This is a genomic window from Pseudomonas sp. EA_65y_Pfl1_P113, from assembly GCF_963970525.1.
Taxonomy (GTDB): Bacteria; Pseudomonadota; Gammaproteobacteria; order Pseudomonadales; family Pseudomonadaceae; genus Aquipseudomonas; species Aquipseudomonas tritici.
In genome coordinates, this window is the sequence record NZ_CAXAQM010000014.1 from 84,748 (window position 1) to 105,323 (window position 20,576).

18 protein-coding genes and 1 pseudogene are annotated in these 20,576 nt (G+C 58.5%); 4 read left to right on the top strand and 15 right to left on the bottom strand.

What is annotated here, in order from left to right:
• Window positions 1-148: 148 nt before the first annotated feature.
• Both map and AACY52_RS15100 read right to left on the bottom strand, forming a co-directional pair.
• The gene (gene map, locus AACY52_RS15095) at window positions 149-904 is read right to left on the bottom strand and encodes a type I methionyl aminopeptidase (RefSeq protein ID WP_339436712.1); all 756 of its coding nucleotides are present in this window, start codon (window positions 902-904) and stop codon (window positions 149-151) included.
• On the bottom strand, window positions 904-1,104 hold the full coding sequence (locus AACY52_RS15100) for a ParD-like family protein (protein ID WP_314570019.1): 201 nt from the start codon (window positions 1,102-1,104) through the stop codon (window positions 904-906). Before AACY52_RS15100 ends, map begins: the two co-directional genes overlap by 1 nt.
• 276 nt (window positions 1,105-1,380) lie before the next feature.
• On the opposite strand from AACY52_RS15100, the gene ilvA reads away from it, so the two are divergent.
• Window positions 1,381-2,421: a threonine ammonia-lyase, biosynthetic gene (ilvA, locus tag AACY52_RS15105; protein ID WP_339560587.1), complete on the top strand. Its 1,041-nt coding sequence runs from the start codon at window positions 1,381-1,383 to the stop codon at window positions 2,419-2,421.
• A gap of 226 nt (window positions 2,422-2,647) precedes the next feature.
• A complete protein-coding gene (locus tag AACY52_RS15110) occupies window positions 2,648-2,917 on the top strand; it encodes a DUF1652 domain-containing protein (protein WP_339418435.1) in 270 nt (89 codons plus the stop codon).
• Here AACY52_RS15110 and AACY52_RS15115 read toward each other — a convergent pair.
• The 13 genes and pseudogenes from AACY52_RS15115 to AACY52_RS15175 form a co-directional block, all read right to left on the bottom strand.
• Window positions 2,914-3,312: a hypothetical protein gene (locus AACY52_RS15115; RefSeq protein ID WP_339436710.1), complete on the bottom strand. Its 399-nt coding sequence runs from the start codon at window positions 3,310-3,312 to the stop codon at window positions 2,914-2,916. The two genes, AACY52_RS15110 and AACY52_RS15115, sit on opposite strands and share 4 nt — an antisense overlap.
• A gap of 80 nt (window positions 3,313-3,392) precedes the next feature.
• Window positions 3,393-3,650 (bottom strand): DUF2790 domain-containing protein, encoded by a 258-nt coding sequence (locus tag AACY52_RS15120; RefSeq protein ID WP_339418437.1) that lies wholly within the window; start codon window positions 3,648-3,650, stop codon window positions 3,393-3,395.
• 195 nt (window positions 3,651-3,845) lie between these two features.
• Window positions 3,846-4,115, bottom strand: a pseudogene (locus AACY52_RS15125) (DUF2790 domain-containing protein).
• Between the two features lie 87 nt (window positions 4,116-4,202).
• Complete coding sequence (locus AACY52_RS15130) at window positions 4,203-5,138, bottom strand: carbohydrate kinase (protein ID WP_339456552.1); 936 nt, start codon at window positions 5,136-5,138, stop codon at window positions 4,203-4,205.
• Window positions 5,139-5,150: 12 nt separating this feature from the next.
• Window positions 5,151-6,632: a xylulokinase gene (gene xylB, locus AACY52_RS15135; protein WP_339418439.1), complete on the bottom strand. Its 1,482-nt coding sequence runs from the start codon at window positions 6,630-6,632 to the stop codon at window positions 5,151-5,153.
• Window positions 6,633-6,676: 44 nt separating this feature from the next.
• Complete coding sequence (locus tag AACY52_RS15140) at window positions 6,677-8,167, bottom strand: mannitol dehydrogenase family protein (protein ID WP_339418440.1); 1,491 nt, start codon at window positions 8,165-8,167, stop codon at window positions 6,677-6,679.
• Window positions 8,168-8,185: 18 nt separating this feature from the next.
• Window positions 8,186-9,289 carry a sn-glycerol-3-phosphate ABC transporter ATP-binding protein UgpC gene (locus tag AACY52_RS15145; protein ID WP_339418441.1) on the bottom strand — a complete coding sequence of 368 codons (1,104 nt, stop codon included), beginning with the start codon at window positions 9,287-9,289 and terminating at the stop codon, window positions 8,186-8,188.
• Between the two features lie 39 nt (window positions 9,290-9,328).
• Entirely contained in the window at window positions 9,329-10,159 is an 831-nt protein-coding gene (locus tag AACY52_RS15150) for a carbohydrate ABC transporter permease (protein WP_339418442.1), read from the bottom strand.
• Window positions 10,160-10,169: 10 nt separating this feature from the next.
• Entirely contained in the window at window positions 10,170-11,060 is an 891-nt protein-coding gene (locus AACY52_RS15155; RefSeq protein ID WP_339418443.1) for a sugar ABC transporter permease, read from the bottom strand.
• An 88-nt stretch (window positions 11,061-11,148) separates the two neighbouring features.
• Window positions 11,149-12,420 (bottom strand): sugar ABC transporter substrate-binding protein, encoded by a 1,272-nt coding sequence (locus AACY52_RS15160; RefSeq protein ID WP_370467894.1) that lies wholly within the window; start codon window positions 12,418-12,420, stop codon window positions 11,149-11,151.
• A gap of 679 nt (window positions 12,421-13,099) precedes the next feature.
• A complete protein-coding gene (locus tag AACY52_RS15165) occupies window positions 13,100-16,861 on the bottom strand; it encodes a hypothetical protein (protein ID WP_339560588.1) in 3,762 nt (1,253 codons plus the stop codon).
• Between the two features lie 98 nt (window positions 16,862-16,959).
• Window positions 16,960-17,865 carry an AraC family transcriptional regulator gene (locus AACY52_RS15170; protein ID WP_339418448.1) on the bottom strand — a complete coding sequence of 302 codons (906 nt, stop codon included), beginning with the start codon at window positions 17,863-17,865 and terminating at the stop codon, window positions 16,960-16,962.
• A 72-nt stretch (window positions 17,866-17,937) separates the two neighbouring features.
• The gene (locus AACY52_RS15175; protein WP_339418450.1) at window positions 17,938-19,227 is read right to left on the bottom strand and encodes a glycosyltransferase; all 1,290 of its coding nucleotides are present in this window, start codon (window positions 19,225-19,227) and stop codon (window positions 17,938-17,940) included.
• 242 nt (window positions 19,228-19,469) lie between these two features.
• On the opposite strand from AACY52_RS15175, the gene AACY52_RS15180 reads away from it, so the two are divergent.
• Window positions 19,470-19,850 (top strand): hypothetical protein, encoded by a 381-nt coding sequence (locus tag AACY52_RS15180; protein WP_339428002.1) that lies wholly within the window; start codon window positions 19,470-19,472, stop codon window positions 19,848-19,850.
• A 143-nt stretch (window positions 19,851-19,993) separates the two neighbouring features.
• Window positions 19,994-20,494 (top strand): thiol peroxidase, encoded by a 501-nt coding sequence (gene tpx, locus AACY52_RS15185; RefSeq protein WP_339418454.1) that lies wholly within the window; start codon window positions 19,994-19,996, stop codon window positions 20,492-20,494.
• The last annotated feature ends 82 nt before the right edge of the window (window positions 20,495-20,576 follow it).

Genomic DNA, 20,576 nt, shown 5'->3' on the forward strand with positions numbered 1-20,576 from the left:
CGCGCGCTGGGCCGCAGTGTGGTCTTCGTAATAGTCGTTGGTCAGCGCAAATCGCCGGTAACCCTTGCGTTCATACAGAGCCAGGGCTGGTGACCCGGCGATGATCCAGCGCTTTGAGCTGACCGATGGCAAGCGCCGCCCGTTTGGTTCAGGAGGGGGTTTGCAGGGTCAGGACTTCGAAGCCATCCGCTGTCACCGCCACGGTATGTTCCCACTGCGCCGACAGGCTGTTGTCCTTGGTCACCACGGTCCAGCCATCCTTCAGGCTGCGCACTTTACTGCTGCCCTGGTTGAGCATCGGCTCAATGGTAAACACCATGCCTTCGCGCAGTTCCAACCCGGTGCCGGGGCGGCCGAAGTGCAGGATCTGCGGTTCTTCATGCATCTGCCGACCAATGCCGTGGCCGCAGTACTCGCGGACCACGCTGTAGCCGTTGGCTTGCGCGTGGCTCTGGATGGCATGGCCGATATCGCCCAGGCGGGCGCCGGGCTTGACCTGGCGGATGCCGGCCCACATGGCCTCAAAGGTCATTTCCACCAGGCGCCGCGCTTTGGGGGCGACGGTGCCGATCATGTACATCTTGCTGGAGTCGGCGATAAAACCGCCTTTTTCCAGGGTGATGTCGATGTTGATGATGTCGCCGTCCTTGAGAATCTCCTTGGCGCTGGGCATGCCGTGGCACACCACCTCGTTGATCGACGTGTTGATGGAGAAGGGGTAGTCATACTGGCCAAGGCTGGCAGGGCGGGCCTTGAGCTCATTGCGAATGAAGGCTTCGACGGCGCTGTCCAGCTCCAGGGTAGAGCGGCCGGCGGCGACAAAGCCGTCGAGCATGCTGAAGACCTGTGCCAGCAGGCGTCCGGCTTCACGCATCACGGCCAGTTGCGGGGCAGTCTTGATCATCAAGTGCGCCCCCGTATCAGGTCGGGCTTGTCGAGCAACAATTTGTTGATCAACGCGTTGTAGGGCAGGTTGGGGTTGAGTTCGGCAAGCAGGCCGATCTTGATCCAGAACTCGGCCTGGGCGTTGATGGAGCGGTCCATCGCGGCGCTGGCCAGGCGCAGTTGTTCGTGCAGTTGGTCGGTGATCTTGACGATGCCCATGATGTTCACTGTGCGGTATGAATATACAAATCGTATATGTTTCGTATATCCATCGTAAAGCCCCGGATGCTAAATGGTGCTTCATCATTGACGAAGTCACGGGCCGCCGGTTAGTTTCGCCACATGACCTTTCAAACCGTGTGCAGCCAGCAGAACATTATTATTACCGCCGTTCCTCATTTGGCGGGATAGCGCACGGCTGTACCCATACCCGCCCTAGAGGCGGGTTTTGTTTTTCCGTCTCCCGGGCCCTTTACAAGAAGCCAGGAGATACCTATGAGCACCTGTACCGCGCCTCACACCGCCGACCCGGGCCTGCTTGAACATTATGTGAAGAAGATTCTCGCCGCCCCGGTGTATGACTTGGCGGTGCGCACGCCCTTGCAGGCCGCCCCGGCGTTGTCAGCGTTGTTGGGTAACCAGGTGCTACTCAAGCGTGAAGACCTGCAACCGACCTTTTCCTTCAAAATCCGTGGCGCCTACAACAAGTTGGTGCAGCTCACGCCTGAGCAAAAGGCGCGTGGCGTGATCACGGCCTCCGCGGGCAATCATGCTCAGGGCGTAGCGCTCGCAGCAAAGGCGTTGGGGATCCAGGCGCGGATCGTCATGCCGAGCACCACGCCGGAGTTGAAAGTAGTGGGTGTACGTTCACGGGGCGCCGAAGTGGTGCTGCACGGGGCGAATTTCCCCTTTGCCCTGGCCCACGCGCTGCAGTTGGCCGATTCATCCGGGTGCACCTTCGTTTCGCCTTTCGATGACCCGGAGGTGATCGCCGGCCAGGGCACCGTGGCCATGGAAATCCTGCGCCAGCAGCAAGGCTCGTTGAGCGCGATCTTCGTGCCGGTTGGGGGCGGTGGCTTGATCGCTGGCGTGGCGGCCTACGTCAAATACCTGCGCCCCGAAGTGCGCATCATCGGCGTCGAGCCCGAGGGCTCCAGTTGCTTGTTGGCGGCGCTGCGGGCCGATGAGCGGGTGGTGCTGCCCAGCGTTGACGGGTTCGCCGACGGCACGGCAGTGGCGCAGGTCGGCGCCTATGGGTTTGAAATCTGCCGGGACTGGGTGGATGAGGTCATCACCGTGAGTAATGACGAACTCTGCAGCGCAATTAAGCTGATCTACGACGATACGCGCTCTATCACCGAGCCTTCAGGCGCTTTGGCGGTAGCGGGGATTTGCAAGCACGTTGCTGAACGTGGCGTGCGCGGGCAGACGCTGGTGGCGATTAATTCTGGAGCCAATATCAACGTTGATGGTTTGCGATATGTTGCTGAAAGGGTGATCGCGCACGGCGCTGTCTTCCACAACGTAGCGGGTTAAACGTTTAATCGAAGCCGTTCGATGATTATTTAACAGCCTCTATAAGTTCAAGTTTTAGTTATATGAAATCGACGCCTGCTTATGAGGAATCGTTACAACGAGGTTGGAGTTTGCCGAGTAGGCTTGGGTGCAGTAAGCGTCTTCCAAGGTCGGTAAGGCGCGGCGGGCAGGCGCTCGCCGGATTCACAACAATCTGTTGGCAGTCGCAAGAAAGGAGAGGTTGACCATGCTTTCGGAATTAGAACTTCGCAGCATTATTGAAGGAAGTTTCCTGCCCAAACGGTGTGAATGCACCAAAGCCGAAGATGCTTCGCTGACGATCAAAGTCTATGACGACCGCGACCGTGATCGGGTGGATTTGGAAGTCAAAGGCATAAACGCTGACAAACTCGACAGCAGCCGAGCCATCTGCAACCTGATCACCGGTTTGCGTGAAGACCTCAAGCACACCCAGGCACCCGTCCTGAAACAAGTGGCAGGGCGAAGCTACAACTAACGGGACGCCTGAGGTTGGACGACCGCAGACCTGTGGGCCTGGATAAACGCCAGGCCCAATACGGTTTCCGTTCCCACCGCCAGCAGAATGCCGGGTCCGGCATTGCCGTTTATCCATTCACTGAACCCCAGCGCCGCCAACACCAGGCATCCGGTGATAAAACCGGTGGTCATGGCGCGTCGCGTATGGGAGGGCGGTGCATAGCGAGCGAGATAAAACATCACGCCGATGGCCAGGAACAGCGCCGCGTTACGTCGGGCAACCAGGCCCGTGGGGCTGGCGTACTCCACGCTCCACAGCCACAACATCCATTCGGGGCGCAGGCCCCATATCAAGGCCAGGGCGAAGCAGAGCAAGGCGGTACAGAGGGCGAGCGTGTGAAAGCGCAGTTGCATGGCGAATCCTTTCAGCCGTTTGACGAGCGCGCAAGGATATCCCCTGTTGACGCATTACGCCGCCCTTATCTGCAGCCTGCTCAGTTTTGGAACAGGCAAGCCTCGGACATTTTTTTGTAGCTCACATAGTGCAGTTCACCGGCTTTGTCCAAGAACTTGATCTGGGCTTCGATGAGCTTGCAGTCATTGGTCTGGGGCTCGGTCATGGCAATCACTTTCTGAATGTCCATGGGCATGCCGTAGTGATACGGCACGGGTTTTGTTTCAGCCTGTGCCATTGCCGACAGGGTGGTGAGCGCCAAGGTGCAGCCGAGCAGGAATACGCTGTGCATGTTCATGAGGATTCTCCGTCAGTGGTCCGGTCCATCAACGCGATGAAGCGGTGACCGCCCCTTTAGCCAATAGCCTTGGAAATGCGGTTGGTCTCACTGTTGTCTCTCCACCTTAATCATTGATTAAATGGGAGTTTCTGGGGTATTTCCTACATGTTTACTGGTGGCTTTCCCACGGTATCGCCCAGTTGTCTTAACGTCTCAGTTTTGGACGTCGCAGGCATCGGACATTTTTCGGTAGCTCACGTCTTCGACTTTGCCCGCCTTATCCAAAAACTTGATATCGGCCTTGATGACTTTTCATTCGTCGGTCGGGGTTTCGTTCATCGCCAGGACCTTGTCGATATTCATCGGCATACCGTACTGGTAAGGCACGGGTTTGGCAGTGGCGGGTTGATCGTCGGCCTGGGCCAGGCCTGAGGCTGCGGCCAGCGCCAAAGCGCTGCCGAGCATTAAAGTGCGTAGTGTCATAGGGGTTCTGCGCAAGTGGGTACGACTTGCCTGTCGACTTGCGGGATTAACCATCGATTAATGGTTACTTGGCTGACAAAACCTTCATCAGAGCTGCTCGCGATACGGCAGGTCGGGCCCGGTCTTGGCACAGGTCAGGGCAGCGGCGCGAATGGCGAAACCCAGCATGGCATCAATCTGCGCGCGCGTGAGCTGTTGCAGGCCTTGCACTGAATCCAGCTGATGCTCGGTCAGCCAGGCAATCAAGGCAGCCTGGAAGGTATCGCCGGCGCCCACCGTGTCGGCCATCACAACCTTGACTGCGGGTGCAGACCAGGTGCCATGCTGACGGCTGAATACGCTGGCGCCATCGCCACCGCGTGTCAGGAACACTAACTGACAACGATGTTGCAGCCAGCCCTGCAGCACGCTCTCGGGCGACTGGTCGGGGTAGAGCAGGTGCAGGTCTTCATCGCTGACTTTGATCAGGTCGGCATGCTTGGCCAGCTCGGCGACACGGTCGCGCCACAGTTGGAGGTCCGGTTGCGGGTTGAGCCGCACGTTGGGGTCGAGGCTGATCAGGCGCTTGCCGCTTTCGCGTTTGACCAGGCTCAGCAGGGTGTCGCCAATCGGCTGCACCACCAGCGAGAAGGAGCCGATATGCAGGCCGCGAATGTCATCGCCCAACTCCGGCAGGTGGGCGATTTCCAACAATCGATCGGCACAGCCTTCGCCGCGGAAGTTGTACTGCGGTGAGCCATTGGCGCCGACGGCGACCATCGACAAGGTCGTCGGCGCGGCAAATTCCACCAGGAACTGCTCGCTCACGCCTTCATCCTTGAGCACCTGCAACAAGCGACGCCCCAGGAAGTCGCTGGATAAACCGCCAAACAGCCCGGCTTCGATACCCAGGCGACGCAACCCGACGGCGACGTTGAACGGCGAACCGCCGGCAATCGCCTTGTAATTGACCTTGGAAGCCTGCCCGCTGGCATCTTCTTCGCTGAAAAAATCAAACAGCGCTTCGCCACACACCAGATACATAGTCGTTCGCTCTTAAAGGGTTGCCACAAGCTGCTGATAGCGCTCGTATGCCTGTTGATAGGCGCTGACATTGGCCGCCACCGGGAGGGTCCGGCTGGCCGGGTCGACGCTCACGCATTTGTCGCACAGGCTGGCCAGGGGTTCGCCGGATTGACTCCACGCCGCCTGGATCGCCGCGCCCAGGGCGGCGGCTTCGCTTTGTTCAGTGCAGATCACTTCAGTGTTCATGATATCGGCGACCATCTGCCGCCACACAGGGCTTTTCGAACCGCCGCCGATCAGGCGGATGCTGTGGCTTTGCAGGCCGGTCTGGCGCAGCAGGTCGAGGCCGTAGCGCAGGCCGAAGGTGGTGCCCTCGACCACCGCGCGACACAGGTTGGCGCGGGTCAGGTTGGTCATGGTCAGGCCATGCAGGCTCCCCGTAGCGTGGGGCAGGGCGGGCACGCGTTCGCCGTTGAGGAAGGGCAGCATGCTCACGCCCTCGGCCCCGACAGGGGCGTGTTCGACCAACGCATTGAACGCGGCCAGGTCGAGGTCGAAGAGCTCGCGGATTACCCCGGTGGCATTGGTCAGGTTCATGGTGCAGATCAGTGGCAACCAGCCGCCGCTGGACGAGCAGAACGTGGCGACCGACGCCTGCGGGCTCACGTTAGGCTGGTCGGCGAACGCATACACGGTGCCCGACGAACCCAGGCTCATGGTGATCACGCCTGGGGCAATGTTGCCGGTGCCGATGGCGCCCATCATATTGTCGCCGCCGCCGCTCGAGACAATGGCGTTGGGGTTGATGCCCAGGCGTTCGGCGATAGCGGGCAAGAGAGTGCCGACGGGTCGATCGGCCTTGATCAGTTCCGGCAAGGCGTGTTCCAGGCGACCGCTCGGGTCGATGTGCTTGAGCAGCGCCACATCCCACTCACGGCTGCGCACGTTGAAATACCCCGTACCGGACGCATCGCCGTATTCCGCGACCGCGCGACCGGTCAGCCAGTAGTTGAGGTAGTCGTGGGGCAGCAGGATGTGCGCGATGCGCGCGAAAATGTCCGGATGCTGTTCGCGGGTCCACAGCAGCTTGGACACGGTGTAGCCCGGCGCAACCGCCACGCCGAGGCGTTCCAGCGAACCACTTTCGCCACCGAGGTGGTGCAGCAGGCGGTCGTTCTCCGGCGCCGTTTCGGTGTCGCACCACAACTTGGCCGGGCGCAGCACCTGACCTTTCTCGTCCAGCAGCACCAGGCCATGTTGCTGGCCGGAAACACCGATGCCGAGGATGTCCTGGCCATCCACACCGGCCTGTTGCAGGGCGCGGTGGGTGGCCTCGGTGAAAGCGTCCAGCCATTCCTGGGTGTGCTGTTCGCGACGGCCATTGGCGCCGCTGATCAGCGTGTGCGCCGCTGCGCCGAGTCCCAGCACCCTGCCGCTGGAGGCGTCGAGGACGATGGCTTTGGTGCCCTGGGTGCCGCAGTCGATGCCGAGAAACAGGTTTTGCTGGGTCATGAGGATTTTTGCTCAGCAGTATTATTGTTTGAGTGGTAACCCGGTCAAAATGTGGGAGCCGGTTTCTTGAGTAGGTGTTGCAGTGTTGCGGTGACACCGTTGTCACGCAAGCTGACAAAGCACCGCTCGAAAGCTGCCACAAACGCAGGCGAGTTGGGAATAGCTGTACCAAAAATCTCTTCCACCCCCAACAGGCGTTTGCTGATCAGCGCGTCATCACTCACCAGTCCCTGGCAAAACTCAGCCCGCGGATCCGGGATCTTGTAGCTCTCCCCGTTCTCATCCACACCTTTCAAATACAGCGCCCAGGCCGCCACCACCAACGCGGCGCGCTCGGTCTCGCGGCCATCGGCGATCAACCGGTTAATGGTTGGGACGGTGAACTTGGGAAACTTCGACGAGCCGTCCGAGCACACGCGCTCCAATTGATCGGCAATCGCCTGATTGGAGAAGCGATCCACCAAGGTCTGCTTATAGTCCGTCAGATCAATACCCGGTACCGGCGCCAGGTTCGGCGTGACATCAAGGTCCATATAGGCACGCATGTAAGCGACAAACACCGGATCGTTCATGGTCTCGTGAACAAACCGATAGCCCTTGAGAAAGCCCAGGTAGGTCAGTGCCAAATGACTGCCATTGAGCAGGCCGATCTTCATTTCTTCATAAGGCGTGACGTCATCGGTGAACTGCACGCCGACCTTTTCCCAGGCCGGGCGTCCGTTGACGAATTTGTCCTCCAGCACCCACTGCACGAAGGGTTCGCACACCACGGGCCAGGCATCGTCGATGCCGTGTTCGTCGTGCAGTTGCAGGCGGTGGGCGGTGCTGGTCATGGGCGTGATGCGGTCGACCATGGCATTCGGGAAGCTCACATTGGCCTTGATCCAGTCATGCAACTCGCCATTGTGCAGGGCGGCGAAGGCCAGCAGCGCTTTGCGCGTGACAGCGCCATTGTGCGGCAGGTTATCGCAGGACATCACGGTAAACGCCGGGATGCCGGCGGCGCGGCGTTTGGTCAGGGCGGCGCAGATAAAGCCAAATACGGTTGTCGGTGACGTGGGGTGCGCCAGGTCGTGCTGGATCTGCGGCAAGTGGGCCATGAACTCGCCATTGCTGTCGTCGATGCAGTAGCCGCCTTCGGTGATGGTCAGCGAGACGATGCGAATCTGCGGGCTGGCCAGTTTGTCGATCAGCGCCTGGGCGCCGTCTTCAGCCAGCAGCATGTCGCTGATCGAACCGATCACGCGCACCTCGGTGTCGTCGGTGTCGCCCAGCTCATACAGGGTGAACAGGTAGTCCTGGCCAGCCAGATCGTCACGCGCCTTGCGGTCCTCACTACGCAGGCCGACGCCACAGATGCTCCAGTCCAGGCCTTCGCCCGTGTTCATCAGCGCATCGGTGTAATACGCCTGGTGCGCGCGGTGAAAGCCGCCGACACCGATGTGCGCAATGCCCTGGGACGTGCTGGCAATCGCATAGGTTGGCAGCTTCACTTGCGGTGCCAACTGGGTGAGGTTCTGTTTATTCAGCTTCATGACGGAATACTCGCGAGATCAGGCGGCAGCGCGCAGTGGGCGGGCCACGGCAACACCGTCGGTGTCGAACAGATGGCAGTGCGCCGGGTCCAGGTGCAGGTGCAGCGTCTCGCCGTACTGGCTGGCCATATCGCCACGAATCCGCATGGTCAGCGGCTCGCCGTTGGCGGTAATGACGTGGCAGAAGGTGTCGCTGCCCAGGCGTTCGCCGACATCGGCGGTGACGGTCAGGGTGGTTTGCCCCGGTGCGGCGATTTCCAGGTGCTCAGGGCGGATGCCCAGGGTCACCGCACTGCCGACGCTCAAGCTGGCACCGCTCAACGGCAGGCTGATGGTGGTGCCAGCGTCCAACTGCACATCGCAGCCTTGGCTTTCGATACGGGTGACCGTGCCCTTGAGGAAGCCCATCTTCGGCGTGCCGAGGAAACCCGCGACAAACAGGTTGGCGGGCTGGTGGTACAGCTCCAGTGGCGAACCGACTTGCTCGATACGGCCGCTGTTCAACACCACGACCTTGTCGGCCAGGGTCATGGCTTCAACCTGGTCGTGGGTCACGTAGATCATGGTCGCCTGCAGCTCTTTATGCAGGCGCGCCAGCTCCAGGCGCATCTGCACGCGCAGGGCGGCGTCGAGGTTGGACAGCGGCTCATCGAACAGGAATATCTTCGGGTTACGCACAATCGCGCGGCCGATCGCCACACGCTGACGCTGCCCACCGGACAGCTGCTTGGGCTTACGCTCCAGCAACGGGCCCAGCTCGAGAATGCGCGCCGCTTCGCTGACCTTGCTCTCCACCAGCTTCTTGTCGATACCGGCCAGGTCCAGCGCAAACGACATGTTCTTGCGCACGCTCATGTGCGGGTACAACGCGTAGGTCTGGAACACCATGGCCAGGTCACGCTTGGCCGGGGTGACTTCGGTGATGTCGCGGCCATCCAGCTCGATGGTGCCTTCGCTGACTTCTTCAAGGCCCGCGATCAGGCGCAGCAGCGTGGACTTACCGCAGCCCGAGGGGCCGACGAATACTACGAATTCCTTGTCGTTCACTTCCAGGTCGATGCCCTTGATGATGGAAAAGCCTTCGAAGCCTTTTTGCAGATTCTTGATTTTCAGGTTGGCCATGGGATGGGCCTCCGCTTTGAATTTTTTATTAGGCAGCCGTTACTTCACGGCGCCGAAGGACAAACCGCGCACCAGCTGTTTCTGGCTGATCCAGCCGAAGATCAGGATCGGCGCGCAGGCCAGGGTCGAGACGGCGGACAATTTGGCCCAGAACAAGCCTTCAGGGCTGGAGTAGGAGGCGATCAACGCGGTCAGCGGCGCGGCGCTGGACGAAGTCAGGTTCAGCGACCAGAACGCCTCGTTCCAGCACAGGATCAACGACAGCAACACCGTGGACGCCAGGCCGCCCTTGGCGATCGGCAGCAGTACGCGGACCATTTCCTGCCACAGAGTGGCGCCATCCAGGCGGGCGGCTTCGAGGATGTCCTTGGGAATGTCCTTGAAGTAGGTGTAAACCATCCACACCACGATCGGCAGGTTGATCAGGGTGTAGATGATGATCAGCGCAATGCGCGTATCCAGCAGGCCCATGCTCTTGGCCAGCAGGTAGATCGGCATCAGCACGCCTACCGGCGGCAGCATCTTGGTAGAGAGCATCCACAACAGCGTGCCTTTGGTGCGTTTGGTTTCGTAGAACGCCATGGAGTAGGCGGCCGGCACCGAGATCAGTAGGCATAGGGCCGTGGCGCTGAAGGAAATCAGCACCGAGTTCCACGCATAACTGAAGTAGTTGCTGCGCTCGTTGATGTGCAGGTAGTTCTCCAGCGTTGGCGTGAAGATGAACTGCGGCGGTGTGGCGAACGCGTCGATTTCGGTCTTGAAGCTGGTCAGCACCATCCAGAAGATCGGGAAGAAGATCAGGATCGCGATGGCCCAGGCCAATGTGCCAAGCAGCAGGCTTTGCAGGCGGCGGGATTGTTGAAGCGTCATGGCGCGGCCCTCAAGGCTTGTCAGTCAGGTTTTTGCCGATCATCCGCACCAGGATGATCGCCGCGATATTGGCGATGACCACGGCAATCAAGCCGCCGGCCGAGGCCATGCCCACGTCGAACTGCACCAGCGCCTGGTTGTAGATCAGGTAGGCGAGGTTGGTCGAGGCGTAACCGGGGCCACCGTTGGTGGTGGTGAAAATTTCGGCGAATACCGAGAGCAGAAAGATCGTTTCGATCATCACCACCACGGCGATCGGGCGGGCCAGGTGGGGCAGCGTCAGGTGCCAGAAGATCGCGATGGCGCCGGCACCGTCGAGGCGTGCGGCTTCCTTTTGCTCCTGGTCGAGGGATTGCATGGCAGTCATCAACAGCAGGATCGCGAAGGGCAGCCATTGCCACGACACAATGATGATGATCGACAGCAACGGGTAGTGCGCCAGCCAGTCCACCGGCTCGGCACCGAAAAACTTCCACACGGCGGCGAGAATCCCCGACACGGGGTGGAAAATCAGGTTCTTCCAGATCAGCGCGCCGACGGTGGGCATAATGAAGAAGGGCGAAATCAACAACACCCGCACCAGGCCGCGACCGAAGAACTCACTGGCTTCCAGCAGGGCACTGATCAACACGCCGAACACCACGCTGATCAGCAGCACGCTGCCTACCAGCAACAGAGTATTGGTGGCACCTGGCAGGAAGCCCGAGTCGGTGATGAAGTAGGTGAAGTTCTCCAGCCCCACGAATTGGTTTTCGCCAGGGTAGAGCAGGTTGTAGCGGATCAGCGAAAAGTACAGGGTCATGCTCAGGGGCACGATCATCCACAGCAGCAACAAAGCCACGGAGGGGCTGACGAGGAACCAGCCGGGGTTGGCCAGGCGATTTTTGGGTGTTGTATTCATGGTATTCGAGACCGGTACAGAGCAAGAATCGGAGTGCGGTCAAATGTGGGAGCAGGCTTGCTCCCACATTTACAGTGGAAGGCTCACCTTACTTGGGGTAACCCGCCCGCTTCATTTGACGCTCGGTGTTGGTCTGCGCGGCGGTCAGTGCAGCATCCACCGTCTGCTGACCGGTCAGAGCGGCCGAGAAGAACTTGCCGACCTGGGTGCCAATTGCCTGGAACTCAGGAATGGTGACCAACTGGATACCGATATACGGCACCGGCTTGAGCGTTGGTTTGGTCGGGTCCGCCACTTTCAGCGATTCCAGGGTTACCTTGGCAAACGGCGCGGCCTTCATGTACGCGTCGCTGTAGGTCGACTTGCGCGTGCCAGGGGGTACGTTGGCAACGCCGTCGGTCTTGGCGACCAATGCGCCATATTCCTTGGAGGTGGCCCAGGTAGTAAACACCTTGGCGGCGTCCTTGGCCTTGGAACTGGTAGGGATTGCCAGGCTCCAGGAGTACAGCCACGACGTACCTTTGTCGGTTTTTTCGTGCGGGGCAAAGGTGAAGCCGACATGGTCAGCCACTTTGCTTTGGGTGTCGTCGGTCACAAACGAGCCGGCGACGCTGGCGTCGACCCAGATTGCGCACTTGCCGCTGTTGAACAGCGCCAGGTTTTCGTTGAAACCGTTGCTGGAGGCACCCGGCGGGCCTGATTTCTTCATGTTGTCGACGTAGAAGTTCAGCGCCTCCTTCCATTCAGGGCCGTTGAATTCCGGTTGCCACTTCTCGTCGAACCAGCGCGCCCCGTAACCATTGGCCAGGGTGGTGATCAGTGCCATGTTCTCACCCCAACCGGCTTTGCCGCGCAGGCACAGGCCGTATTGCTCTTTGGTCTTGTCGGTGAGTTTGCTGGCGAATTCGCCGATCTGGGTCCAGGTCGGGTGCTCGGGCATGCTCAGCCCGGCGTCTTTGAACAGGTCGGTGCGGTAATAAGTGATCGAACTTTCGGCGTAGAACGGCAGGGCATACAGCGAGCCTTTGACAGACAGACCGTCACGCACCGAAGGGAATACGTCATCGAGGTCGTAGGACGCCGGCAAGTCCTTCATCGGCTCCAGCCAACCCTTGGCACCCCAAAGTGCTGCTTCGTACATGCCGATGGTCAACACATCGAACTGTCCGCCCTGGGTGGCAATGTCAGTGGTCAGGCGTTGGCGCAGTACGTTTTCTTCGAGCACCACCCAGTTCAACTTGATTTCCGGATGCTCGGCCTCGAAGGTTTTCGATAGCTTTTGCATGCGGATCATGTCGCTGTTGTTGACGGTCGCAATCGTCAGGGTTTGCGCGCCAAGGCTGACGGCGCTGAGGGTCATGCAAGAAAAGGCAATTAGAGCTTTTGCTGTGAACTTCATCGCGCACTCCATTTCTGCGCCCAGGGGCTACAGAAGGACAGTTATTGTTGTTGTGTCTTCCACGACAGCAGGAAGAGTGTGCGTTGATTACAGCCCTCAAATGGCGCTGTGACAAATCCTTGGGAGCACTGGGACTGATACTTTTTTGCACTCGGTCTGCAAAAGGTTCAACGGCACCTACAGTGGCGCCGACCTGTTAGTTCTGACAGTAGACGCTTATGAGCACTGGAGGGTTAATGGTTCGGCACAACCCAACCAGGAGATGTTTATGAACGGTTCTCGCGCAATCCTCAAAAACAACGCACTTTATAAAATCGCAGTGGGCTTGGTCATTGCTGTTTCGATCAGCGCCTGTAATACGCAGCTAACGGAACCTGCGGAAACACTTGAGCTTCCTTGCAGGGTAGCGGGCTATTTTAAAAGTCAAGACAGGGTGGGCGGGTTCTACCGATGTGTTTGGAACGCCAACATTAATCGGTGGCTTCAATATCCCTACACTTGCCCCACCGGACTGGAGTTCAGCGAACCGTTACAAGCGTGTGTAAAGCCCTGACATGTTTGCCTGGGTCTATTTATTAGCAGGATAAACAAGAAAGTGCACAGGGATCAGTACATGTACTGATCCCTGTTTGCATCTACCTCATATCGGATAGGGGGTCTGGATGATGCAAATATCATCCAGGTCATAGATCCCGCCGGTGGTTGGGTTTCTGAAGGCTATCGAGGCGACAAACGGGTTGCCGGGTAAGTAGCCGAGCGGAATGTCGACATTCAGCCAGGTATTGATGGCGGGGACCTGAGGCGTGCTGTTGAGTGTGCCCAGCCGGATTTCAATGAACGTTGGCGCGCCAATGGCGGCGAACTTGTTGATCCGATACCTGAAACTGATCCGGTAATAGCCTGCGGTGGCAGGCGTCAAGGTTTTGTACAGTCGGACCCCGTTGGCAGTCATGGGGCCTGCCTGCCAAAAGAAGTTGCCATTGGGTTCGCGTCGGATGCCCACATCAGGCCACTCACTGAGCCAGTAATTCACGTAATTGTTGGTGAATGTCGTGCAGTCGTGAACCATCACGTTTTTTACTGTGTAACGCGTTGGCGGAAACTCAATCGCTTGCCCCTCATCCCTGACGCCGTTGAACGCCACCTTTAACTGCAGGGTCAGCAGGCTGTTGCTTCCTAGGTCGTGCAGGTAACTGCTCAACACCGTCTCCAGGTGATAACCCTGGCTGATCCAGGCAGCGTCAACCTCGCCATAGACCGTACCGTCCAGCAGGGTCAAGTTGTGCGCCTTACCGTCGCGGTCGGTACCGAACAATTTGAACCATACGGGTTGGTGCCGTGCAATAAATGGCCAGGTCGTCGCCCTGGCGGTGGCATTACCGATCAATGTGTCCAAATCGATCACGCCGGCAGGTGTGGCTTCATCGATCTTGATCACGGTTTTTTTCAACTCGGATTGAGGCAACGGTTCAAGATTCACCGTGAGCAAGACAGAGGGCCGGGTATCCGTACCTTTGGTAACCGTGTACCTGATTGTGAATTGGCTCGTGGTGCTGCGGATATTGGCGGCAATCAATGGGGCGTCCAGGGGAACAATGACGGTGCCATCGGTTTCCCCGTAGATCGGCCCGATGGTAGCCGAGCCGGCGCCGGCACTGCCTAGAACTTCCACATAGATCTTGTCGGTGGTGCTCATCGGACCATAGCTCACCCGCAGATTCGCACCGTATTGTGCATTCAGCGGCGCCAATGTCACCAACGTGCCGGACCCGCTTGCCTCTTCCAAGATGGGCACCGGGTACTGCGCAGGCAAGGCCCTGACGGTGTAGTCGCGTTGCAAAAACCTTACAGCATTGGACAGGTCCGGGCTCTGGTCGAAAGTGACTGCGCAGCGCATGGTCAATTGCGTGCCGTCCAAGAGCTTGCGTATTTGCGCAATGGGTGCAAGTGGATGAAGACCGTTCTGCTCGCCGTCCAGTCCCACCAGGTCCCCATAGTAGAAGGCATGGTAAAACTGATTGCCGTCTGCATAGGTACCGAGCATTTCGAACCACGCCCGCTGAAAGTGATGGATGAAGAACCAGCGATCGACAAAGGCGCGTTCGGTGCCCTTCAGTGTGCTGATGTCCAGCACCGCATCCAACGCATGGCCCTCCAGATAGGGTTTGGGGAATGGCGGTGGTAACAACTCCAGGTTCAACACGGGCGAAGGCGTTCTGTGCAGGCCCCGGATTACGAAGTACTGCACTGTGATAAAGCGCCCTTGCTCCTGGATGTTGGCACCCACTACATCTGGGGCGATGTCGATATGCAGGACTTTCGATGTATTGCCATCCTGGGTTTCGCAATAGGTACCAATTTCTGGGATTCCTCTCCAGCAGGTCTCGATCTGGTCAGTGGGTCGCATTTGCGCAATATCGACCACGACCGTCGCTCCCTGCGTAGCGGCAACTGCCGCCAGTTGGTCGGGATAGCGGGTTGCTTCTGCGACTTCCGGTCGTGTCAGTTCGAGTGCTTTTCCCACTGTGATGAGCAGAACATCCGAAAAGCGTTTCGCGCTGCCATCCGCCGGTTGGAGTGTGTAGCTGAGACGAATTTCTCCATCGTTATTGGCAATGGCGTATTTCGCCTCTACTGGGATCACGATCTGCCTGCCCGCTGTCGATGAGTTGAGTGTCACGTCATCACTGACGGAGCCGTTGCTGGCAGAACCTCTCCAAAACCACTCGAGAATGTCGCCAGGGAACGTACGCGTTTCGGTCAAGGTCAAGTTGAGCGTGGTGCCGATAATGCTATCAATGTCCAAGTTCTTGAACAGGTCTGCGTATTGCAGTTTTGGTTCGGGCATTGAGCGTACTGCTGCGCCGAAAGTTACTTCCAGAACCTCGGATTTGCGCACCGCGTGAATGCCTTGCCCCATGATCCGCATTTGGCCGTCGTTGACGAGGTAGAACACGCGGACCAGTCCCAGCCCGATGAAACGCGAAAACTGCTCCTGGAGCACTGTGCGAGGGGGCGGGGGTGGCTCTTTTGCGCCAGCCAGCAATTCTTCTTCGTACTCGACCAGCCGGCCTGTCGAGTCCAGGGCCTCCATGCGGAAGATGACGCTCCAGTCAGCGTTATAGGGGGAGAATTTCGGGAAGAAAGCCTGGAAATGTTCGATCGATGGATCGATAAAGCCACCTTCGCTTTTATCGATGGTCATTGCCGGCATCGACTTTTTCGTGCCTGAAACCGGGACGTTCAAGCGTCGCGAGGTGCCGAGGAGCGTGCCAGTGGCGGTGGTCAGTGTGTAGAACAATTGGGCGCGGCCGTTAACCGCCAGTTGAATATATTTGGGGTCAATGTCGGTGGTGGCCGACAGGCCGATTCGAGCGGGAAATGGGGGTAATGGGGTGACGGTATTTTCGCCATTATCATCGAACACGACGAGCGTCAGGTGGATCAACGTGCCGACAGGCGTGGTCGTGCCATCGGGTAGCTTTCTGGGAACGAAGACCTCCCCTTCATAGGGGCCATCACCAACAAGGTCTACATTGACCTCAGTCACTGAATCCCCGTTGACCACCAAGTGTGGCCGTTCGAGCGCATATAGGTCCAGATCGGCTTCCACCTTCTCAGGCTTCGACCACTGCGGCACTTCCCCCGAGTAGTTGAACACGATGTCGAAGATCCGGAAGTAAATCACCACCACGCCGCTGCCTCCGGCGATGATGATTGCTTCCGGTACATGCACGACAATCGGCTTGATACCGTCGAGGTGGTCTTGATCAATCTCTAGGAACACTGGGTGACCGTTCCACCACACCTCGACAGTGTCTCCCAACGCCATGTTCGGGTAAGGATCAACCGTCAAGTCAACGCCTTGCTCAGCCCGCTCGGGGTCGAGTACACCCCCCACCAGATCAGGCGGTAGATGGATGACCAGGCGCGAGTGATAGTAGGGATTGGTGCTGACGCCGCCGGGACGGTCGGTTTTGACAAGCCAGGTTTCATAAGGGGAGGTGCTCGGGGTGTCGCTGCCCACTCTCTTCACTTGGCCAAAACACGGATAAACAAAGCCCCTCGGAACCAACCCCTCAGGGATCACCAGCGTTAAAAAATTCTTATCCGGATCCAAGTCCTCGTGCCTGACCTCATCGGCAGCAATGGCGTAGGTGAAACTGCCCATGAATAACCTGAACGTGTCGCCCTCGTTGAAGTTGAACCACTTGCTGAAACGCACCGTAAGCCAGGGCTCCACCAGTCGAATATTCAAGCCGCTATCAGCGCCTGGAGTCGGTCGTACTGCGTCGCTGACGAAGGGTGGGTCCAGCGGGTCGACAATGACAGGGGGCTTTGGCCCATGGCGATGGGGTTTGCAGACAGGGCAAGGCAAGTTGGAGGACGTGAATTTTTTCATAGCGAGCGCTCCTTATGCAGCGTAAAGCTGGGTAAGGAAATCACACACCCCTGGGTGTGGCGCGTATAGCTGTCAAAGTTGACAGTAGCGACGGGCGGTCAAGCCAGGTTCTGCTCTGTCAAGCGCTGCACCGCCAACCGACGGTAGTGCGACGGCGTCATGCCCTTGAGCTGCTGGAAGCGCCGATTGAAGTTGGAAATATTATTGAAGCCCGATTCAAAGCACACATCGGTCACCGGTTTGTCGCCGTCGGCGAGCAGTTCACAGGATTTGCTGATACGCAGCCGATTGACGAACTCGATGAAGGTGCGTCCGGTGGCTTGCTTGAACACCCGGGAGAAATACGTGGGCTTCATCCCGAGGTAGGCCGCGACTTCTTCCAGCGGCAACTCGCGTGCGTAGTGAGCAAATATGTAATCCACTGCACGGTTGGTGCGGTCGATGCTGTGCTCGTCCGCCAGTTGCGGGGTGGTTGCACCGGACAATAGTTGGTAGTCCTCACAGGCACTCAGCACCTCCAGCAAAATAAAGAAGTGTCCCAGGCGCGCCATGCCCTGGGCATCCTCGATGCGTTGCATCAAGGTCATCGCCTGGGCAATCGTGCGTTTGCAGCGAAATTCGATGCCGTACTGCGCCCGTTCCAGTAGCGGTGCCAGCGTCTTGAGTTCGGTGAAAATGTGGCTGCCGTTCTCCAGCAACTCATCGGTAAAGTTCACCAGCATGTCGCGCTTGGGCACCACCTCGTCTTCCTCGATCTGGCTGATCCAGTTGTGGGGCAGGTTGGGGCCGGTGAGAAACAGGCTTTCCGGGTAGAAGTTGCCGATATAGTCGCCGATAAACACCTTGCCGGAACTCGCGACGATCAGGTGCAGCTCGAATTCCTTGTGAAAGTGCCAGCGCACCAGCGGGCAGGGGAAGCCGTGCTGGCGATAGATGATGGACAGACCGTTGTGATCGTCCATCAACTCGTAGGAAGGGTCGGTGATTCGCGTTGCTCGGGTCATGCTGCCGTCGCTTTATTGTGGTTGCCGCGTAGGATAATGCCCCCTCGCACGTGACCTCGCCAGCGCTGGTGTTTATACGCTGCGGTTTTTTGCCTCGATCCACTGGGACATGTATTGGGTACTTTTATGGGCATGATGGCGCAGCATGCTGCCGGTGAAGTTGTCCCTGCGATGCGCAGCGAGATGGCTACGGCAGTGTTGCAAGCATGCCACCAGCGCGGGGCCATGAATGTTCTGGTCGTAGCGGCGCGCCACCAACTGGCGACCGTTTTCCTGGGCCTGGGTCCAGCGTTCGCGGTCCTGGTAGAGCGCCACGGCGGCGGCGGCCAGTGCAGGTGCGCTTTGTTCAATCACCCCGGGCCACGGTTGCTCATCACCCATCGCCTCGGCGCCGATGGGCGTGGTGATATTCGGCGTGCCACAGAGCATCGCGTCCGCCAGCTTGCCCTTGATGCCGGCGCCGAAACGCAAGGGCGCCAGGCAGATGCGTGCAGCGGTCATGACGTGTAGCGCATCTTCGGCCCAGTCCATCACATGAAAGCCCTGGGCCGGGTTGTGCAGCGCCGTGGCCTTGGGCGGGGTGTAGGCACCATAGATATGCAGCTGCGCCCCCGGCAATTGCTGGCGTATCAGCGGCCACAGGCTGTTTTTCATCCAGAGCACCGCATCCCAGTTGGGCGCGTGGCGGAAGTTGCCGATGCTGAGGAAGTGCGCGCGGTCTTCAAACGGCGCAAAAAGCTCGGTTGGCGATTCCAGCATCAACGGGCACCAGTGGAGCAGGGCGGCTGGCACGTTGAAGTGCTCCGTGAGCAGACGGATTTCCACGTCGGAAATCATCAGGCTGATATCGCAGCGGTAGATCGCCGCGATTTCGCGCTTGGCCAGGTCAGTGTCGGCCATCAGCTGGAATTCTTCATGCAATGCCGGGGAAAACAGCGCGCTGAAGTCGTCGCTGTCGGGGTGGGCCTTGAGGTGATCCTTGAGGCGCTGATGTCGCGCATCGCGCAGGCTTTGCAGGTCGGACGTTTCCAGTACGCGCAGAGCGTTGGGGCAGCATTTCTCGACGCGCCAGCCGAATTGCTCTTCCATCATGAAACGGTCAAACAGCACGATATCCGGCGCGAGTTCGCGTATAAAATCGTCGAAACTGCTGTTGTTCAATTCGATTGCGCATTCGGCTATGCCCAGGGCAGGCAGATCGGCCTTGTGCTCGCCAATGGTCGCAGGGCTGCTGAAGGTAATGTCCCAACCTTGCGTAAGAAAACTCTCAAGAAGCTGCATCATATGCCCGCCTGCGGCTGAAGAACGGGGCTCCGGCCAGACATAACCAATGACCAGGACTTTGGTGGCGCGGTGGTTCATTAACTCGAATCCTTGCACGTGTTCCGGCTGCATGGCCGGCAAAAATCAGCATTAAAACATGGAGTGACGACACCTACGCGTTTCCTGAACGTCAGAGATTGACTGCTCGATGATCGCGAAATGAACTAACTGACTGTCAATTATCACAGTTATGCAGCGTAGGCGGGGCAGGCAGTCTGATGAGGCGTCTCCCGGGCCTCTGGCGTGGGGGAATTCACCATCATCCGAGGAGCACATCTAAAATGGACAAAAAAACTTCGGCCCCCGCAAGTTGGGTAGGCGATACATTTTCAGGAAGTGCCAGCGGCTACACCGGCAATCTCGAAATGCGCTGGAATCGAGTGGGCAGCAGTCTGACAGTACAAACGCTCAGGTACATGTTCACCGCCAATGGTAATCGCCACAGTGCAAACATCAATTTCGAGGTAAAAGCCGAGAATGATGCAAAGTGGAAGGTCGATTCCCCTGATAACAGGCGGCAGGACGGTCAATGGCATGTCTGGGATACCACCCATACGATGGCCGTGGGAGGCTCCATCTGGATTGAGATCTTCGTGACGTTCATTTTTGACATGGGTGGCCCTGATGACCGCAGGACAGTCAGTCAGCGCTTTAATATTTAACAGTCGAGTGGGCGTCTGGCATCGCAGATGCCGGCGCCCGTATTTCTATAAATAATGTGTTTGCCATAGGTCCTCTGAGCAGTTTGTGGTTAACTTCGGCCTCTCGAATTCGTTAAACCCAACACAGCATAAGGATTCCGTTCATGGCTCAAGTCACCCTTCGTGGTAACCCTGTCCAGGTTGAAGGCGAATTGCCGAAAACCGGTACCCAAGCCCCTGATTTCACCCTGACTGCCGGCGATCTGTCGGACGCAACCCTGGCGACCTTTGCCGGCAAGCGCAAAGTGCTGAATATCTTCCCAAGCGTCGACACCCCGACCTGCGCCACGTCGGTGCGTAAATTCAACGCCCAGGCCAACGAGCTGACCAACGCTGTTGTGCTGTGCATCTCCACCGACCTGCCCTTCGCCCAGGCGCGTTTTTGCGGCTCCGAAGGCCTGGAAAACGTGAAGAACCTGTCCGACTTCCGTGATTCGGATTTCGCGGTGGACTACGGTGTTTCGATTGCCGATGGCCCGCTCAAAGGCCTGACCGCGCGCGCCGTTGTCGTGCTGGACGAACATGACAATGTGCTGCACAGCGAGCTGGTCAGCGAAATCGGCCAGGAGCCAAACTACGAGGCAGCCCTGGCTGTTTTGAAGTAACTGTTTCGGTACGTTACTGTCGTTTGGCAGTAACACGTATGATGCATGCTTGCGGCCTGGCCTAGTCCAGGCCGTTTTTATT

Coding starts and splice junctions, on each gene's coding strand:
- AACY52_RS15170 (WP_339418448.1), bottom strand. CDS start 17,865: ATGACCCGAGCAACGCGAATCACCGACCCTTCCTACGAGTTGATGGAC.
- AACY52_RS15140 (WP_339418440.1), bottom strand. CDS start 8,167: ATGAAGCTGAATAAACAGAACCTCACCCAGTTGGCACCGCAAGTGAAG.
- AACY52_RS15130 (WP_339456552.1), bottom strand. CDS start 5,138: ATGTATCTGGTGTGTGGCGAAGCGCTGTTTGATTTTTTCAGCGAAGAA.
- AACY52_RS15155 (WP_339418443.1), bottom strand. CDS start 11,060: ATGAATACAACACCCAAAAATCGCCTGGCCAACCCCGGCTGGTTCCTC.
- xylB (WP_339418439.1), bottom strand. CDS start 6,632: ATGACCCAGCAAAACCTGTTTCTCGGCATCGACTGCGGCACCCAGGGC.
- AACY52_RS15120 (WP_339418437.1), bottom strand. CDS start 3,650: ATGAACATGCACAGCGTATTCCTGCTCGGCTGCACCTTGGCGCTCACC.
- AACY52_RS15115 (WP_339436710.1), bottom strand. CDS start 3,312: ATGCAACTGCGCTTTCACACGCTCGCCCTCTGTACCGCCTTGCTCTGC.
- AACY52_RS15100 (WP_314570019.1), bottom strand. CDS start 1,104: ATGGGCATCGTCAAGATCACCGACCAACTGCACGAACAACTGCGCCTG.
- AACY52_RS15110 (WP_339418435.1), top strand. CDS start 2,648: ATGCTTTCGGAATTAGAACTTCGCAGCATTATTGAAGGAAGTTTCCTG.
- AACY52_RS15160 (WP_370467894.1), bottom strand. CDS start 12,420: ATGACCCTCAGCGCCGTCAGCCTTGGCGCGCAAACCCTGACGATTGCG.
- AACY52_RS15165 (WP_339560588.1), bottom strand. CDS start 16,861: ATGAAAAAATTCACGTCCTCCAACTTGCCTTGCCCTGTCTGCAAACCC.
- AACY52_RS15175 (WP_339418450.1), bottom strand. CDS start 19,227: ATGAACCACCGCGCCACCAAAGTCCTGGTCATTGGTTATGTCTGGCCG.
- map (WP_339436712.1), bottom strand. CDS start 904: ATGATCAAGACTGCCCCGCAACTGGCCGTGATGCGTGAAGCCGGACGC.
- AACY52_RS15145 (WP_339418441.1), bottom strand. CDS start 9,289: ATGGCCAACCTGAAAATCAAGAATCTGCAAAAAGGCTTCGAAGGCTTT.
- AACY52_RS15150 (WP_339418442.1), bottom strand. CDS start 10,159: ATGACGCTTCAACAATCCCGCCGCCTGCAAAGCCTGCTGCTTGGCACA.
- tpx (WP_339418454.1), top strand. CDS start 19,994: ATGGCTCAAGTCACCCTTCGTGGTAACCCTGTCCAGGTTGAAGGCGAA.
- AACY52_RS15180 (WP_339428002.1), top strand. CDS start 19,470: ATGGACAAAAAAACTTCGGCCCCCGCAAGTTGGGTAGGCGATACATTT.
- ilvA (WP_339560587.1), top strand. CDS start 1,381: ATGAGCACCTGTACCGCGCCTCACACCGCCGACCCGGGCCTGCTTGAA.